12 protein-coding genes, 1 tRNA gene and 1 pseudogene are annotated in these 15,351 nt (G+C 69.9%); 6 read left to right on the forward strand and 8 right to left on the reverse strand.

Annotated features, from left to right (window positions below; translation table 11 throughout):
* Positions 1-70 precede the first annotated feature (70 nt).
* On the reverse strand, positions 71-1,987 hold the full coding sequence (locus QEG98_RS16055) for a SpoIID/LytB domain-containing protein (RefSeq protein ID WP_316567296.1): 1,917 nt from the start codon (positions 1,985-1,987) through the stop codon (positions 71-73).
* 85 nt (positions 1,988-2,072) lie between these two features.
* On the opposite strand from QEG98_RS16055, the gene QEG98_RS16060 reads away from it, so the two are divergent.
* Complete coding sequence (locus QEG98_RS16060) at positions 2,073-3,752, forward strand: nitrous oxide reductase family maturation protein NosD (protein ID WP_316567297.1); 1,680 nt, start codon at positions 2,073-2,075, stop codon at positions 3,750-3,752.
* Between the two features lie 72 nt (positions 3,753-3,824).
* On the opposite strand, the gene QEG98_RS16065 is transcribed toward QEG98_RS16060, so the two are convergent.
* A tRNA-Cys gene (locus QEG98_RS16065) sits at positions 3,825-3,896 on the reverse strand.
* A gap of 158 nt (positions 3,897-4,054) precedes the next feature.
* Here QEG98_RS16065 and QEG98_RS16070 point away from each other — a divergent pair.
* From QEG98_RS16070 to fdxA, 4 genes are all read left to right on the forward strand, one after another.
* On the forward strand, positions 4,055-5,206 hold the full coding sequence (locus QEG98_RS16070; RefSeq protein WP_316567298.1) for an acyl-CoA dehydrogenase family protein: 1,152 nt from the start codon (positions 4,055-4,057) through the stop codon (positions 5,204-5,206).
* A gap of 118 nt (positions 5,207-5,324) precedes the next feature.
* Positions 5,325-5,678: a rhodanese-like domain-containing protein gene (locus QEG98_RS16075; RefSeq protein WP_090492971.1), complete on the forward strand. Its 354-nt coding sequence runs from the start codon at positions 5,325-5,327 to the stop codon at positions 5,676-5,678.
* A gap of 81 nt (positions 5,679-5,759) precedes the next feature.
* On the forward strand, positions 5,760-6,848 hold the full coding sequence (asd, locus tag QEG98_RS16080; RefSeq protein WP_316567299.1) for an aspartate-semialdehyde dehydrogenase: 1,089 nt from the start codon (positions 5,760-5,762) through the stop codon (positions 6,846-6,848).
* 111 nt (positions 6,849-6,959) lie between these two features.
* Positions 6,960-7,295, forward strand: coding sequence for a ferredoxin FdxA (gene fdxA / locus QEG98_RS16085; protein ID WP_011553106.1), 336 nt, complete (start codon positions 6,960-6,962; stop codon positions 7,293-7,295).
* Positions 7,296-7,366: 71 nt separating this feature from the next.
* On the opposite strand, the gene QEG98_RS16090 is transcribed toward fdxA, so the two are convergent.
* Positions 7,367-8,155 (reverse strand): hypothetical protein, encoded by a 789-nt coding sequence (locus tag QEG98_RS16090; RefSeq protein WP_316567300.1) that lies wholly within the window; start codon positions 8,153-8,155, stop codon positions 7,367-7,369.
* Between the two features lie 132 nt (positions 8,156-8,287).
* On the reverse strand, positions 8,288-9,337 hold the full coding sequence (locus QEG98_RS16095) for a hypothetical protein (RefSeq protein WP_316567301.1): 1,050 nt from the start codon (positions 9,335-9,337) through the stop codon (positions 8,288-8,290).
* Between the two features lie 148 nt (positions 9,338-9,485).
* On the opposite strand from QEG98_RS16095, the gene QEG98_RS16100 reads away from it, so the two are divergent.
* On the forward strand, positions 9,486-9,962 hold the full coding sequence (locus QEG98_RS16100) for a GNAT family N-acetyltransferase (RefSeq protein ID WP_090492980.1): 477 nt from the start codon (positions 9,486-9,488) through the stop codon (positions 9,960-9,962).
* A 7-nt stretch (positions 9,963-9,969) separates the two neighbouring features.
* On the opposite strand, the pseudogene hrpB reads toward QEG98_RS16100, so the two are convergent.
* The 4 genes and pseudogenes from hrpB to QEG98_RS16120 form a co-directional block, all read right to left on the reverse strand.
* A pseudogene (gene hrpB, locus QEG98_RS16105) lies at positions 9,970-12,533 on the reverse strand (ATP-dependent helicase HrpB).
* Positions 12,534-12,546: 13 nt separating this feature from the next.
* Positions 12,547-13,950, reverse strand: coding sequence for a hypothetical protein (locus tag QEG98_RS16110; RefSeq protein ID WP_316567302.1), 1,404 nt, complete (start codon positions 13,948-13,950; stop codon positions 12,547-12,549).
* Between the two features lie 72 nt (positions 13,951-14,022).
* On the reverse strand, positions 14,023-14,727 hold the full coding sequence (locus QEG98_RS16115; protein ID WP_316567303.1) for an HAD family hydrolase: 705 nt from the start codon (positions 14,725-14,727) through the stop codon (positions 14,023-14,025).
* Positions 14,728-14,780: 53 nt separating this feature from the next.
* Positions 14,781-15,137 (reverse strand): HEAT repeat domain-containing protein, encoded by a 357-nt coding sequence (locus tag QEG98_RS16120; protein ID WP_316567304.1) that lies wholly within the window; start codon positions 15,135-15,137, stop codon positions 14,781-14,783.
* Positions 15,138-15,351: the final 214 nt, after the last annotated feature.

Consider the following 15,351-nt stretch of genomic DNA (forward strand, 5'->3'; position numbering starts at 1 on the left):
GGCTGAACAGGTGAAAGGGCAGGTCGATTCGCGGGCCGCGCACGGGTTTGAAGGATAACCCCTCCCAGCCTCAATAGATGGGGGCCACCTCGGCACCGTTGAAGTAGTGACGGAGGATGTCCTGGTAGCGCTGCCCGGCCTCCGCCCGGCCAATGGCGCCCGTCTGGCACATTCCTACGCCGTGCCCCCAGCCCCCGCCACGGAAAAGCCAGCCGGTGAGCCGGCCCCCGGCGTCCCGCTCGGCCTCCACCACCGCCATGCTGCTGTTGAGCATGCCGAACAGGCGGCGGATGTTGAGCTCGCCGCGCACCTGGGTGGCCCCCTTGTCGCCGGACACGGTCAGCACGGCCGCGCGGCCGGAGACGCCCCGGTCCGTCAGCGCCAGGGCCTGGACGTGCCCCACGCCCAGGCGCTTCAGGCGGGTGTCCACCTGCTCGGCCGTGAAGCGCTTCTCCCACCGGAACTTGCTGGGCTGCGCGAAGCTGGACAGCCGGCAGGCCGCCGGGAGGTGGGCGGTCGTCAGCCAGCGCTCCAGGCTGGCGGGCAGGGGATGGGCGCCCACGGGGCCGATGACGTCCGGGCGGCCACGCAGGCTGGGGTCCGGAGGCCCGCCCCACACCACGTCGTTGTCCTCGGTGTGGCCGCCGCAGACGGCGCTGTAGACGGAGTCCACCAGGCGGCCGTCCTCGCTGAAGAGGCCCTCGCCCCGGGTGGCCTCCACCGCGGCGGTGGTGCTGGCGGCCTCACCGGTGCGGCCCCGGTAGACGGCGCAGTGTTGCTCCGAGCATAGGAGGTAGGGGTCCGCCAGGTGCTTGATGCCCACCTTCGCCAGCACCTCGCCGCGCGCGGTGACGGCCTGGGCCTTGAGCGCCTCCGAGTGGGCGCGGGCGAAGATTTCCGCGGGGACCAGGCCCTTGAGCAGGTCCTCCAGGGGAACGACGTTCACCACCGCCAGTCGGCCCGAACGGTCCACGACGAGCTGGAGCGCGCCCCGGAAGGTGCGGTCCTCGAATCCGTGGAAGTCGTAGCCCACGCCATATTCGACCTGGCGCACGTCGAAGCCCGCGCCGTCGGGCGTCTCCGCGTCCAGCCGGTCCTGGGCCATGCCCACGACGACGCCCGCCTCGTCGCGCACCTCCAGGATGGCCTTGGAGGGCGTGCGCACCTCTTCAAAGAGCGTCGTCTGGACGCCGTGGCTGCGCAGCAGCTCTGCCTGCTTGCGGCCGGCGGCCTCGGGCGTGAGGACCTCGTCCACCAGCAGCAGGGTGCGCCGGTTGTCGATGACCTTGCCAGCGATGCCGTAGACGGAGCCCAGGACCTGGGCCCGGACCGCGAGCCCCTTCTCACGCCATGACGCCAGCGCCGCCTGGAGCCCTGCGCGGTCGGCCATGCGGAACTCAGCCAGTTGCACGCGCGCGGACAGCACCGCCGGGCTCCCCTGCGTCACCCGGACCGTCCAGCGCGTGCCCGCTGCGGCGTCGAGCATCTTCTCGTCGGGCCCTCCGAAGCGCAGGCGCATCCGGCCTCGCGGAGAGAAGGTGACCTCGTCCCGGCCCTCCATCAGGCGCACGGGGACGCGAGGCTCACCCCCACGGAAGTCCAGGCGCTTGAGGTCTCCCGGCGTGGGAATCCCCTGCGCCAGCGGGTCCTCTAGCGGCGGCGGCTCCGTGCCCGGTGACGGTGCCTCGTGGCCGTCGGGCGCGGTAGCAGGTGCGCTGCCGGTCGCGCCAGACGACGCTCCGGGCGTGCCCAAGGTCTCCGGTCCAGGCGCCGATGCGTCCGCGCCGGTCGCGCCCGCTTCGCTGTCCTGTGGGCCTGACGTGGCCTCGGACGATGACACGACGGCCGGCCCGGTCGCGGATGCACGGGGACTGTCAGCCGCGGGTTTCGAGGCCACGCAGGCGGAGAGCAGGACGGCGGCGAGAAGCTGTGTGACGGCGTGGCGCACGGGGGGCGACACCGTACTGTCGCACCTCCACGCTGTCACGGACCGTTCGTCGTGCGCCCGCCGGGCAGGCTGGCTGGTACGTGTCGGGACTCGAGGGGATGAATAGCGCACAGGGCTTCCGGCGTTGCCCCTGCTCATGAAAATCCGACACGGCAACTGCCTGAAGCTGACGTTCCTGGCGACGAGCATGCTCCTGCTGAGCTTGGCGGCCTGCTCGGGCTCCGACAGTGGCGGGACGCCTGTGCCCGTTCAGAGGCTGGCCCCTCGCCCCATGCCCACGCCCGAGCCTGGGCCGGCGGAGTCGCCCACGCCCACTCGAACCTTCGCCACGCGTCCGCCCGTCGGCGTGCAGGCGGTGGCGGGGACTCCGGTGGCCGCGTTGCCGGACCACACGGACCACGTGAACATCGAGGACCCTTCGCCCCAACCGGCCGTCAACGCCACGGCGATGGCCGTCGCCGCAGAGGCGCCCGTCTACACCCGTGAGTGGGTGGTGAGCACGTCGGGCAACGACGCCGGGGACGGCAGTGCCGCGCAGCCGCTGCGCACGCTCAACAAGGCCATCGGCCTGGCCAGCCCGGGGGAGCTCATCCGAGTCCTGCCCGGCACCTACGCGGAGCGCGTCATCATCGGGGACAACGCGAAGCCGGGCACGTCCGACGCGAAAATCACGCTCCAGGGCGAGGGCAACCCGCGCATCGTCCTGGGCCCCGGCGAGCACGGGCTGGTGCAGGTGCGCCAGCCGCATTGGATCATCGACGGCTTCGAAATCGATATGGAGGGCCAGACGCCCTTCGCCGTCACTTTCGAGGGTGACGTGACGGGCTCGATGCTCGTCAACTCGGACCTGCACGGCGGCACGGGCGGCGGCGCGGTGACGACGTTCAACAACGCCACCGGGCCCATCATCGAGAACAACCACATCCACGACTTCGTGAAGACCACCGGCAACGAGGACTCGCACGGCGTCGTGGTGCAGCCCACGTCGCGCGACGTCACCGTGCGCAACAACGACATCCACGACAACTCCGGTGACTCCGTGCAGTGCCTGGGGCCCGAGGGCTTCAGCAACCTGCCGCCCGCGGAGAACCTGCTGGTGGAGAACAACCACTTCTACGGCAACCGCGAGAACGCCGTGGACATCAAGACGTGCTACGGGGTGACCATCCGCAACAACCGGATGCACCACTTCCTCCCGACCTCCACGGCGCGGGGGGATGTCGTCGTCATCCACTACTCCGCGAGCAACGTGCTGGTGGAGGACAACGAAATCTACGACGGCGCGAAGGGCATCGCGGTGGGCGGCACCCGTGACGGCGCCATGCCCACCGGCGTCGTCATCCGCCGCAACCGTGTGTACGACATGACCGAGGCCGGGGGCGGGGAGGGCACGGGCATCCGCCTGGAGAACTCGAAGGGCACCCGGGTGGTGAACAACACCGTCACCCGCGCGGCCACGGCGCTCATCATCGGCCATGGCACCGGCGGCCCCACCCAGTCCCCGGTGGTGCAGAACAACATCTTCGCGGAAGCCCCCATCGCGGTGAACATGGGCCCGATGGCCCCGGGGATGAAGATGGGCAACAACCTCTTCCCAGCGGGCGCCCAGTTCAAGAAGGACGGCAAGCCCGTGGACCTCACGGCCTACCAGTCCACCTCGGGAGACATCACCTCACGCCTCGGCTCGGCGGACCTCGGGGCGGCGTTCGCGCCGGGGCCCATGGCGCAGGACTCGGGCGCCGACATCGGCATCCCGTTCTGCGGTGGGGGGCCGGACATCGGCGCGGTGGAGCTCGGCTGCTGAGCCGTCCACTCCGCCCCTGAAAAGGACAAGGCCCGATGCGGAGTGACTTCCGCACCGGGCCTTGTGTCTTTGAGGCGCCACCCGGATTCGAACCGGGGAATGAAGGTTTTGCAGACCTTTGCCTTACCACTTGGCTATGGCGCCGAGAGGATGGGGTCGGCTTTATACGCAGCCCGCCACCGCGCGGTCAAGGATGCAACAGCTGCCTGCAGTGCATGCGTCCCGTTACCATGCCGTTACCAGAAGGTTCCACCCCGGGTGTGTGTATGCACGGACACCCGACAGGACGAGGTGCTCGAAAGATGCTTCACGGCCAAGGGCTGTACCTGGAGGAGCATGACGCGTTTCGTCGCACGGTACGTGCGGTGGTGGAGAAGGAGATTCTTCCCTTCGTGAAGGAGTGGGAGGCCCGGGAGGAGTTCCCCCGGGAGCTCTTCACCCGCTTTGGCGAGCTGGGCTTCCTCGGCCTGAAGTATCCGGTGGAGTACGGGGGCTCGGCCGCGGGGGAGCTGTATGAGGCGGTGTTGCTGGAGGAGCTGGGGCGCTGTGGCTCGGGCGGTGTGTCCGCGGGGCTGGGGGCCCAGTTCACCATCTCCACGGGACCCCTCCATCAGTTCGGCACGGACGCGCAGAAGCACCGCTGGCTGGCCCCCGCCATCCGGGGCGAGAAGATTGGCGCGCTGGGCATCACCGAACCGGACGCGGGCTCGGACGTGGCGGGGCTGCGCACCACCGCCCGGCGCGAGGGCGACAGCTACGTCCTCAACGGCTCCAAGACGTACATCACCAACGGCGTGCGCGCGGACTTCGTGGTGCTGGCGGTGAAGACCGAGCCGTCCGCGGGTCACAAGGGCCTGTCCATGGTGGTGGTGGAGAAGGGCACGCCGGGCTTCTCCGTGGGGCGCAAGCTGGACAAGCTCGGCTGGCGCGCTTCGGACACCGCGGAGCTGTTCTTCGAGGACTGCCGCGTGCCCGCGGAGAACCTGCTCGGCGTGGAAGGGCAGGGCTTCGCGCAGATCATGGGCAACTTCCAGTGGGAGCGCCTGTCGCTCGCGTTGGGCGCGGTGGGCGCCATGGAGGACATGCTGGAGACGGTGCTGGCGCACGTGAAGTCACGGCGTGCCTTCGGCCAGTCGCTCCACCAGTTCCAGGTGGTGCGCCACAAGCTGGCGGAGCTCTTCACCGCGCGCGAGTCGGCGCGTCAGCTCACCTACCACGCGCTGCGCCTGCACGTGGCCGGCGAGTGGGCGGTGGCGCAGACGTCCATGGCGAAGAAGGTGGCCACCGAGACGTGCTGCCGCGTGGCGGATGAGTGTCTCCAGCTCCATGGCGGCGCGGGCTACATGATGGAGTACGACATCCAGCGCCACTGGCGTGACGCGCGGCTGGGGCCCATCGGCGGCGGCACCAGTGAGGTGATGAACGAAATCATCGCCAAGCAGCTCGGCCTGTAGGGCGGGGGCGCGGTGCGGCACGGCGCCTCGCCTGTCACGTGGAGGGCAGGCGGGGGAGCGGCGTGGGAAGAGGCCCTGGGCGCTCCGGGTTACTCGAAGAGACCCCGCGGAGGTCACCGTGGAGCCCATCATCGTCTGTGCCGAGCTTTACATGCGTCTGGGGGACGACGAAGTGCTCGTCCTCGACTGTCGCGACGCTGCCGATTGGGAGCGTTATGACCTGCACATCCCAGGCGCCTTGCGGATGACGTCCGCGGAAATCGCCCGCGACCACCACATGCTCCCGGACGACGAACTCATCGTCTTGTGTGGTTGCTCGCCGGACGGAAGAGACACGCGCCGTGTCTGCCGGCTGCTCCGGATGAAGGGCCGCGAGGCTGTCTGTCTCGACGGCGGACTGCTCGCATGGGTCACAGGTGGCTTCCCCACGGAGCGGCACACCCGGGCGCCCGTCGCCGCGATGCCCCACTGAGCACCAGGGTGGGTGCGGTGCGTCGTCAAACGGTGTTATGGAGCGGCGACATCCTCCTCTGGAGACGGGAGAAACGCCCCCATGGCCAGGCTTCGCGCGGCCCTCATCGGTGCCACTGGACTCGCCGGACAGCAATTCATCGCCGCCCTGAAGAATCACCCCTCCATCGAGCTGACGGGGCTCGCGGCTTCGCCTCGCTCGGCGGGCAAGACGTATGGGGAGGCGCTGAAAACGGCGAGTGGCATGACGGCCTGGTTCGTCCCGGAGCCGCTGCCCGCCGAGCTCGCCGGCATGAAGGTGGTGGCCGGTGACGCGCTTGAGGCCAAGGATTACGACCTGGTCTTCTCCGCCGTGGAGGCGGACGTGGCACGCGAGCTGGAGCCTCGGCTGGCGAAGGACATCCCGGTCTTCTCCGCCGCCAGCGCGTTCCGATACGAAGAAGACGTCCCGTTGCTGATTCCCCCCGTCAACGCCGCGCACGCGCCCCTCATCCGGGAGCAGCAGCGCCGGCGTGGCTGGAAGGGCTTCATCGTCCCCATCCCCAACTGCACCACCACCGGTCTGGCGGTGACGCTGGCGCCGCTGGTGGAGCGCTTCGGGGTGAAGGCGGTGCTGATGACCAGCCTCCAGGCCATGTCCGGCGCTGGCCGCTCGCCGGGCGTCATCGGCATGGACATCCTCGACAACGTCATCCCCTATATTCCCAAGGAGGAGCACAAGGTCGAGGTGGAGACGAAGAAGATTCTCGGCGCGCTGCGTCCAGCGGGGGACGGCCTCACGCCGCATGACGTTCGGGTGTCCTGCACCTGCACCCGCGTGGCGGTGATGGAGGGCCACACCGAGTCCGTCTTCGTCTCATTGGACAAGAAGGCGACTGTGGCCGAAGTGACCCAGGCCCTGCGGGAGTGGAAGGGCGCCGAGCTGGCTCGGAACCTGCCGTCCGCCGCACCGCGCTGGATTGAGGTGCTGGACGATCCCTTCCGACCCCAGCCCCGTTTGGACCGGGACACGCATGGCGGTATGGCCACCACCGTCGGACGCATCCGCGAGGATGGCGTCCTGGAGAACGGCTTCAAGTACGTGCTGGTGTCGCACAACACCAAGATGGGAGCCGCGCGAGGCGCCATCCTCGTGGCCGAGCTGCTGTTGGCCCAGGGCTTGGTGGGCTGAGCCCCGCTACCGGCGAAGGGGTGGCACAGATTCAGGGTGCCATCGTCAGCTCGAACCACTACTCTGCGCGCCCACGGACGCGCCTGGTTTCAACCGAGAGGAGACTTTTCAATGGCCTACGTCGTTGCCGACCCTTGCATCAAGTGCAAGTACACCGACTGTGTCGAGGTGTGCCCAGTCAACTGCTTTTACGAGGGTGCCAACTTCCTGGTCATCCACCCGGATGAGTGTATCGACTGCGGCGCTTGCGAGCCGGTGTGCCCCACCAAGGCCATCTTCCCGGAGACGGAGCTCCCGGAGCAGTGGAAGGAATACAAGGCGCTGAACGCCGACCTGTCCACCAAGTGGCCCAACATCGCGGAGAAGAAGTCCGCGCTGCCCGAGGCCGAGGAGTTCAAGTCGAAGGACGGCAAGCGCTCCCTGCTGGATCCGGCGCCGGGCTCGTAACCCACGGACCGTCGCGTGTCCCTGAAGGCCCTTTCGCCCGACGGCGAGAGGGCCTTCTCCATTGCGGGGGACTACTCCGTACGCAGGGAGCTCAGCTTCAACCCGCGCGATTCCAGGGCGTCGCGCAGCCGGCTCAGGTCCTCGGCCGCCACAGGGCGGTGCCGGCCCTGGATGCGCAGCGACACTTCGCGCGGGCCCGTGCGTTCGACCTCCACCGTGGCGTCCAGGTGCCCGCGGAGGCTCATGCTGAGCGCGGGTCGCTGGGACTTCACGAACACCTCGATGCGCTCGATGAGCGCCATCGCGGCCTCGGCGCGTGCGGCGGGGTTCGCTTCCTCGGCCGGACCGTGTGCGCCTCCCGCGCTCGCCGTCACCGCCGTGGCGTTCTCCGAGCCCATCGGCTCCTGAAGAGGCCTCTTCTCATCCGGAGGCGGTGGCCCGGGAGCCGGCCGTGCTTCGGGCTGGACTGGAAGGGTGGGGCGCAGATCCTTCGACAGCTCGCGGGCGATGAGGTCGTGGAGCCGGTGTTCGGTGCGCTCCTGGCCCAGGGCCTGGGACTCGCTTCGGACGGTGCCCAGCCGCTGGACTTCGACATTCATCGCCTGCCGCTTGAGTCCCAGGCTCTCGGGGCTGGAGACCGCGCCGCGCTGGGCGGTGAGCACGGGCCCCGAGGCCCGGGCCAGCAGCGGGGGCGTGGGGCCCGTGCGCGCGGCGCTTCGGGGGCTCGGTTCCAATCGTTGGGGCCTGGGTGGGGTGCTGCGTGCGTCCGCTTCGTCGAGCGCCTTCTTGAAGCGCTCTCCGTCGGCGGATGACTTCGTCTGTCCGAAGCCGCTGGTGGGCTCGCGACTGTCGACCTTCATGGCATCCCTCGTGCGGTGGGCGCGGGGAGCGGAGCAGGGGGCGTGCCAGCCCCCCGCATCGAGAAGAGTCTCAGCTCGTCCCCTGGAAAGCGGTACCGCCGGGTGGACGGGTGTCCAGGCGTGGGATGCGCGTCAGCGGTGCGTACCGAAGGCGCCGGGCTGAATGGGCGCAATTCCGGTCAGGTCGTTGACGGCCAGGGGGCACGAGGCCACGGCGGCCGGGTCCGCCAGGGAGGGCGTCTTCGTCCAGTCCCGCTCGGGGAAGATCAGCGCGTCACGCAGCTCGATGGACGTCAGGCCCTTCTTGTACTCCCAGAAACGGCCTCGCACGAGGACGCGGGAGCCCTTGAGCAGCTTGTTGAGGTCCGCGTACTGCGTGTCCTGCAGCTTCGCGGAGATCTCCACGCGCGGGCGCTTGGGCGCCTTGCCGAAGTTGAACTCGAAGCGCTCCGTCGTCGGCGCCTCGGGCTCCACCCACAAGAGCCGGGCCAGCATGTACGGGGCTTCCGGCTCCTCGTCCTTCTTCAGGCGCTTCTTCTTCGGCTTCTCAAGCTTGAGGTCCACAAGCTCCAGCGCGCCGAAGGCGACCTCGTGGTCCAGGTAGTTCTCGCGGAAGAGGGCCTCGGCGGTGGACGCGCCCACGGAGGTGGCACGCTGGACTTCCTGGGCATAGCGCTCCCGCAGGGCGGGCAGGGTGACCAGGAAGCTGTCCAGGGGCTGCACGCCGTTGGCGAGGAAGCGAAGCCGGCCCATGTCGATGGCCGGGTAGTAGGGCGCCAGGGCTTGCGCCGTCACCAGCCACTCCTGGGGCAGTTTCCGGTCGATGAGCACGCGCCGCACCATGGCGACGAGGAAGGCGTTGCCAGGAAACCGCTGGTTGACGAGCTGGGTGTTGAGGGCGTTGACCAGCACCGGGTCCAGCATGAAGTTCTCATCACGCTTGTGCAGCAGCACACCAGTTTCACCCATCAGCGTCAGCATGGCCCCGAGCACCTGGGCGCAGCCGGCATCCTGTGTCCCCTGCTTGAGCCCCTGGTTCAGCTTCGACCGGGCGAAGCGCTTGTCCAGGTCCTCCTCGCGGAAGACGGGGGCCTGACCATTGCCGAAGAACAGCTCTGGCTGGGCGGTGGCGGGCATGGCCGACAGGGCCAGGGCGAGTGCGAGCAGTCGGTTGATGCGCATGGCGCCTTGCAGCCTACCACGGCGCACGGACCCACCGTGTGGCCCGCCCGTGGCGGCAGGCGGGCGGGCCACAGGGCGCAACCCCGGCGTTCCCCGGTGCTTTTTCCGCCTGTTGACCTCGCGGGCTTTTGTGTACCTTGCCCGCGACATGGCCTCTCCCACGGATACTTCCGCGCCCGTCACCATCACTCAGATTCAGAGTGAGGCGGAGCTCATGCAGGCGCTCGCCATCCGCGAGGTGGTGTTCATCGAGGAACAGGCGGTTCCCGAAGGCATCGAGCGCGACGCCGAGGACGCGCACGCCTACCACGTCATCGCCAACCAGGGCGGCCACGCCATCGGCACGGGGCGCTTGGTGATGTTGGCGCAGCCTCCGGCGAACCAGGAAGGCACGTGGGGTCAGATTGGCCGCATGGCCGTCCTCCAGGCGCACCGCAAGGCGCGCGTGGGCTCCATGTTGCTGACGTCCCTCGAGGAAGAGGCGCGTCGGCGTGGCGTCAACGGCATCATGCTGCACGCCCAGCTCTACGCGCTGGAGTTCTACAAGAAGCACGGCTACCTGCCGGTCGGCGGCGTCTTCGAGGAAGCCGGCATGGAGCACCTGGAGATGCACAAGCGCTTCTGAGGTGGCCTCAACGGCGCGGTGGCCGGGGGGCAGGCGGCTGGGCATGCCGCGGATCCTCGGGCCACGAGTGCCGGGGGTACTTGCGGCACAGCTCCTTGCGGATGGCGGGGTAGTGCCGCTCCCAGAAACCCGCGAGGTCGGTCGTCACCTGGACCGCGCGCATGTTCGGCGCCAGCAGGTGCAGCACCAGCGGGACGCGCCCCGCGCAGACGTTGGGCCCCTGCGCCATGCCGAAGAAGTCCTGGAGTCGCGACTCGACCCAGGGCGGCTTGCCCGGCTCGTAGTGGACCTTGACGCCGCGGCCTCCGGGCAGCGTCACCCGTTCCGGCGCATGCGTGGCCAGCAACCGCTGCTGCTCGGAAGTGAGACGTGCGTAGAGCGCGTCCAGCAGGGACACCCCTTCCAGGTCCTTGAAGCTGCGCGCGTCCGAGCAGAGCGACGCCAGCGCATCGCGCAGGAAGGTGTCGTCGACGGTGGGGAACTTCGCCTCGGGGAAGGCCCCGGCCAGCAGGGCCACGCGGGTGCGCCACTGCTCCAGGGCCTCCGGATCCGCGAACTTGCCGGGCCCCGCGGCCAGCGCGGCTTCCACGAGCACGCGCGCGGTGGCCTCCGAGGCGGGCGCGGGCGTGCGGGTCTCCTCCAGGACGAGGTTGCCGTAGGACAGGCGGGTGAGCCGCTCCACACGCCGGGCCTCGGCGTTCCACTGGAGGGTGTCCACCTCCTCCAGCGTGTCCGGGTAGAGGTCGAGCAGCCATTCCGGCTCCACGGCGCTGGCGAGCCGCACCACGGCGCCCTTGCCAGGGCGTTCTTCGGCGTCGGCGGCCACCATGAGGTCGGCGTCCTGGACCACGCTCACGTCTGACAGCGTGGCCGACCCTCCTCCGAACATCAGCAGCTCGGGCGCACGGGGCCGGCGCCGCCGGGCGACGCGGTCGGGGTAGCCGGCGAGCACGCTGAGCATCAGCGCTTGCTCCACGTCCTCGGGCCGCTGGGGCCGGGTGCCTTGTCCACGCACCGCGCGCCGCAGCTGCTTCTGGACCCGGTCCACGGACTGCACGGCGCCGGCCTCCAGGGAGAGGGAGTGCATGCGGCCCGACGCGAAGTTCGCGCGCTCGGCTTCGCGGAAGCGCTCGAACAGCTCCAGCAGGTCGGACGGCCCGCTGACGACGGCGGCCGGACGTCCTCCCTGGCCCAGGTTGGCGCGGGCCTCGCGGCGGATGTCGCGTTCGCCCATGAGGGCGGCGAGCACGGCGGCTTCGGCGCCCACGCCCCGGCGTTCACCCTCGACGATGATGCGCGCCTGACGGGGGTGGACGGGGAAGCGCAGGAGCCGTTCGCCCACCTCCGTGACGGTGCCGGCGGGGTCGACCGCGCCCAGTCGGCGGAGCAGCGTCTCCGCGGCGTCCAGGGACGCAGCCGGGGGCGGCTCGAAGAAGGGGAAGGCGGCCAGGTCGGTGATGCCGGATGCGCGCAGGGAGAGGACGGTTTCGGCCAGGTCCGTGCGGCGAATCTCCGGGGCGTCCTGCTCCGGGCGGCCGTCGAAGTCGTGCTGGGTGTAGAGGCGCAGGCAGTGGCCCGCGCGCGTACGGCCCGCGCGGCCGGCGCGCTGGATGGCGGAGGCGCGGCTGACCTTGGACAGCTTGAGGGTGGGCAGGCCCGACCAGGGGGAGTGGGAGGCGACGCGCGCGAGCCCGGAGTCGATGACCACCGCCACTCCGTCGATGGTGACGGACGTCTCCGCGACGTTGGTGGAGAGGATGATCTTCCGCCGCGAGCTGCGCCGCACGGCGCGGTCCTGCTCGGCAGGGGACAGGTCGCCGTGGAGGGGAGCACGTCGGTGCCGTGGCGTTCGGCGAACTCGGCGCATGCGTCGCGTGCGCGGCGGATTTCGCCGGCGCCGGGGAGGAAGACGAGCACGTCGCCATCCACGCCTTGGGTGAAGAGCCGCTTGATGCCGGAGAGCACCTGTTGGTCCAGGTGTCGGTCATCGGGCGCGGGCAGGTACTCCACGCTCACGTCGAAGCGCCGACCCTCGGAGCGGAGCGAGGGACACCCGCCGAGATACGCCCGGATGGGCTCCGCCTCCAGCGTCGCGGACATGACGACGACCTTGAGGTCGGGGCGCGCCGTCTCCTGGAGGCGCCGAAGCAGGGCCAGGGAGATGTCCGCGGACAGGTGCCGCTCGTGGAACTCGTCGAGCACGACGATGCCCACGTCGCGAAGCTTCGGGTCGGAGAGCAACCGGCGGCCGAGGACGCCTTCGGTGACGAAGGACAGCCGCGTCTTCGCGCTGCGCACGTCCTCGAAGCGGACCTGGTAGCCCACGGACTCGCCCACGCGCTCGCCCAGTTCCTCGGACACGCGCTGTGCGGCGAGCCGCGTGGGAAGCCGGCGTGGCTGGAGGACGATGATTTCCTTCCCCTGACCGAGCCCGGCCTCCAGGAGCGCGCGAGGCACGCGCGTCGTCTTTCCCGCGCCAGGAGGCGCTTCCAGGACGAGCGACCGCGCGCCACGCAGCGTGGAGACGATGTCCGGCAACAGGGGATCGATGGGAAGCGCGACGTCCGCCATGGCCCGGTGTCCTTTAAGGCGTGTCCGCGTCGGGAGTCGGTGGGGCGGACTGAGAGGAAGCCTTCTTCTTCCGGATGCGAGGCGCCTGTGCCTCACCCGAGGCCGGAGGTTCGGTGGCCTCGGTCGCGGCAGGCTCCGCTGCATCGGCCTTCTTGCGACCCCGTCGCGCGCCGCGTGGCGCGGTAGAGGATGCCTCGTTGCGGGCTTGCGCGGCGGCCTCGTCGGCATTCGCGGGCCGGCTGTCGTTCGTCACGGCTCCATCCGTGGCATGAGGGGACGCATCGCCCCCGTCGGCCCGGCCCGCATTGTCCACGGCGGCCTTGTCCGCGAGTTCCGCGCCCTCGGCAGCTGCTTCCGGCTGGGCGACAGCGCCATCGTGCGACTCAGAAGCAGCGCTCGCGGAGGCCACGCCGGTCTCTGTCGTGGAGGACAAGCCCTCGTCCTTCAGTTCGGCGCCGCCGAGCGGGCCCAAGTCGCCACCGTTGTCCGAGCGCTCTGCGCCCGAGTCCTGGAGCACCTCCGGGCCGGCTGCGCTGGCGGACGAGTCGCCACCCTCCGCCGCCGTGTCGCCGCGAGCGGCCGAAGGTGCCACGGAAGCAGGGCTTGCGATGTCGCCACCTGCATCCAGTGCCGCGACCTCGGCGAGTTCCGCCTCGGTGGGCTCCATGGAGTCGGTCGGCTCATCGAAGCCAGCCAGCGCGTCGTCGGAGAGCGTCAGCCCCCGTCCCGCGCGGCGCTTGGGCTTGAGGTTCAGCCCGGCGGCTTCATAGACGGTGGGGGCGGGCACGAGCGCGGCTTCGGCCAGCAGTCGCGCCTGTCGAAGAGACTGCTCGAGCTTCCGGCCCATCGACACCAGCTCCTCGCGGAGAAGGCTCTCCTGTTCCAGCGTCAGGGGCGACGGCTCATGGCTGGAGCGCCACGCGGTATGGGCGGTCAGCACCTGCTCCATGACGGGCCGCACGAGCGCGAAGTCATCCCGGGCGAAGATGCGCGTCACATAAGCGCTCTTCGTGCGCCGCTCGTAGGACGCCGCGTACTCGAGGACGGCCTCGCGGGGCGCGCGCCGCAGTTGCGGGAACTTCAGGTGGGGGAAGAGGGCCTCGATGACGGGCGCGCGGCTGCTTGCGGTGAAGGTGATGCCGGCGAGCAGCTTCTCCAGCACGTCCACCCACAGGCCCTGCTGGTGGAATGCATACTCCTCGCGAGCCTCTTCCAGTTCGGGGAGATCCTTCACGCGGTCGAGCACGCCCTCGGTGGGCGCGCGTGCGGTGCGTACCAACTCCAGCGCGGTGGTCAGCCAGCCCTTTTCGGCGTCGAGGCCGGGCCGGCCGGTGAGCATTTCCCCCGCCGTGGCGAGGCGTGCCTCGAAGGCTTCGGCGAAGCGGATGAGCTCGTACGATTCGAGCGTGGACGACATGCGGCGGCTCCTCGGAAGGGCGGCGGGAGATAGCACACCCGGCGCCGAGCACCGAGCGGACGGGCAGGGGACTCAGCGCCCGCCGAGCAGAATCTCCAGGGCTTGGGGATGCGAGAAGTCAGGAAAGGCGACCGTGGCCCCTGCGTCGAGGAGGGCCTGCACGGAGAAGGTTCCGGTCCCCACGCCGATGCACTCGGCGCCGACGCCCTGGGCCGCATGGACGTCCTTGGGCGTATCGCCAATGACGACGACCCGGCATTCCTCCACGGGGACGCCCAGCCTCGCGGCGCCGGCCTTGGCGCCGCAGCGAATCAGCTCGGTGCGGTCCTCGTTGTCGCAGCCGAAGCCGCCGAAGTCGAACTGGTCGTAGATGCTCACGCGTTCCAGCTTCACGCGGGCGCCCTCACGGACGTTGCCAGTGCCCAGTCCCACGGCGAACCCGGACCGCGACCGGGCCTCCTTCACGGCCTCGCGCATGCCCGGGAAGACGAGGTATCGCTGGTCATCCACCTTGTGGACCTCTTCGGCGAGGTGGGCGACGTAGGCGTCGATGACCGCGTCGATGGCGGCGGCCGAGTCCTCCACGCCGATGATGTGCATCGCCTTGCGGACGATGGCCCGGTCGGTCATGCCGGACATTGGGAACGAGTCGCACGCGTCCCGCCGCCCGTGCAGCTTCTCGAAAGCGGCTTCCATGGAGCGGCGCCCCGCGCCGCCAGTGGTGACCAGGGTTCCATCGATATCGAAGAGGAGGACGGTGGGACGCATGGCTCCCATCTAATGGAAGCCCCGGGCCGACGCGAGCCCGGAGTCAGGCGGACCATGTCCCCTCAGGGCTCGACGAGCGTGAGTCCACGCTGGAGTGCCTCGCGGACGAGGGCGCGCTCCTCGATGGGGAGTCGGTCCTCCAGCGCTTGCCGGGCCTGCTGCCCGCCCAGGCGTCCGAGCGCCACGGCCACGGCTTCCCGGACCTGTGACTCCGGATCCTTCAACCGGGTGATGAGCGTGGGAATGGCGTCCAGCCCAAGACACCGGCGCAGGGCGTCCGCCGCGCTGGCACGTACCTCGGCCGGGGCCTTGGCGTCCTCGAGCACGTCGCGGATGGTCGCCGCGCCGCCTGATGGATCCACCAGCGCCAGGGAGGACACGGCGAGCGTCCGCCGCGCGGTAGGGGTGCCCTTGTCCACGACGAGCGCCGACAGGACAGGCGCCGCTCCCGGCCCCAGGCGCTTCCATGCATCATCTGATGGGGTGCCAGTCCGCGTCGTCGCATCGAGAAGTGCGACCACCTGGGCATGGACGTCGGCGCCAGGCGAAGGCGCGTTGGTAACGAGGGCTGGCTCCGAACTGGCGGAAGCACTCATACGGGCCAGTCCACCGGATCCCGCGAGCAAGAAGCCT

This window comes from Myxococcus sp. MxC21-1 (assembly GCF_032612255.1).
Taxonomy (GTDB): domain Bacteria; phylum Myxococcota; class Myxococcia; order Myxococcales; family Myxococcaceae; genus Myxococcus; species Myxococcus virescens.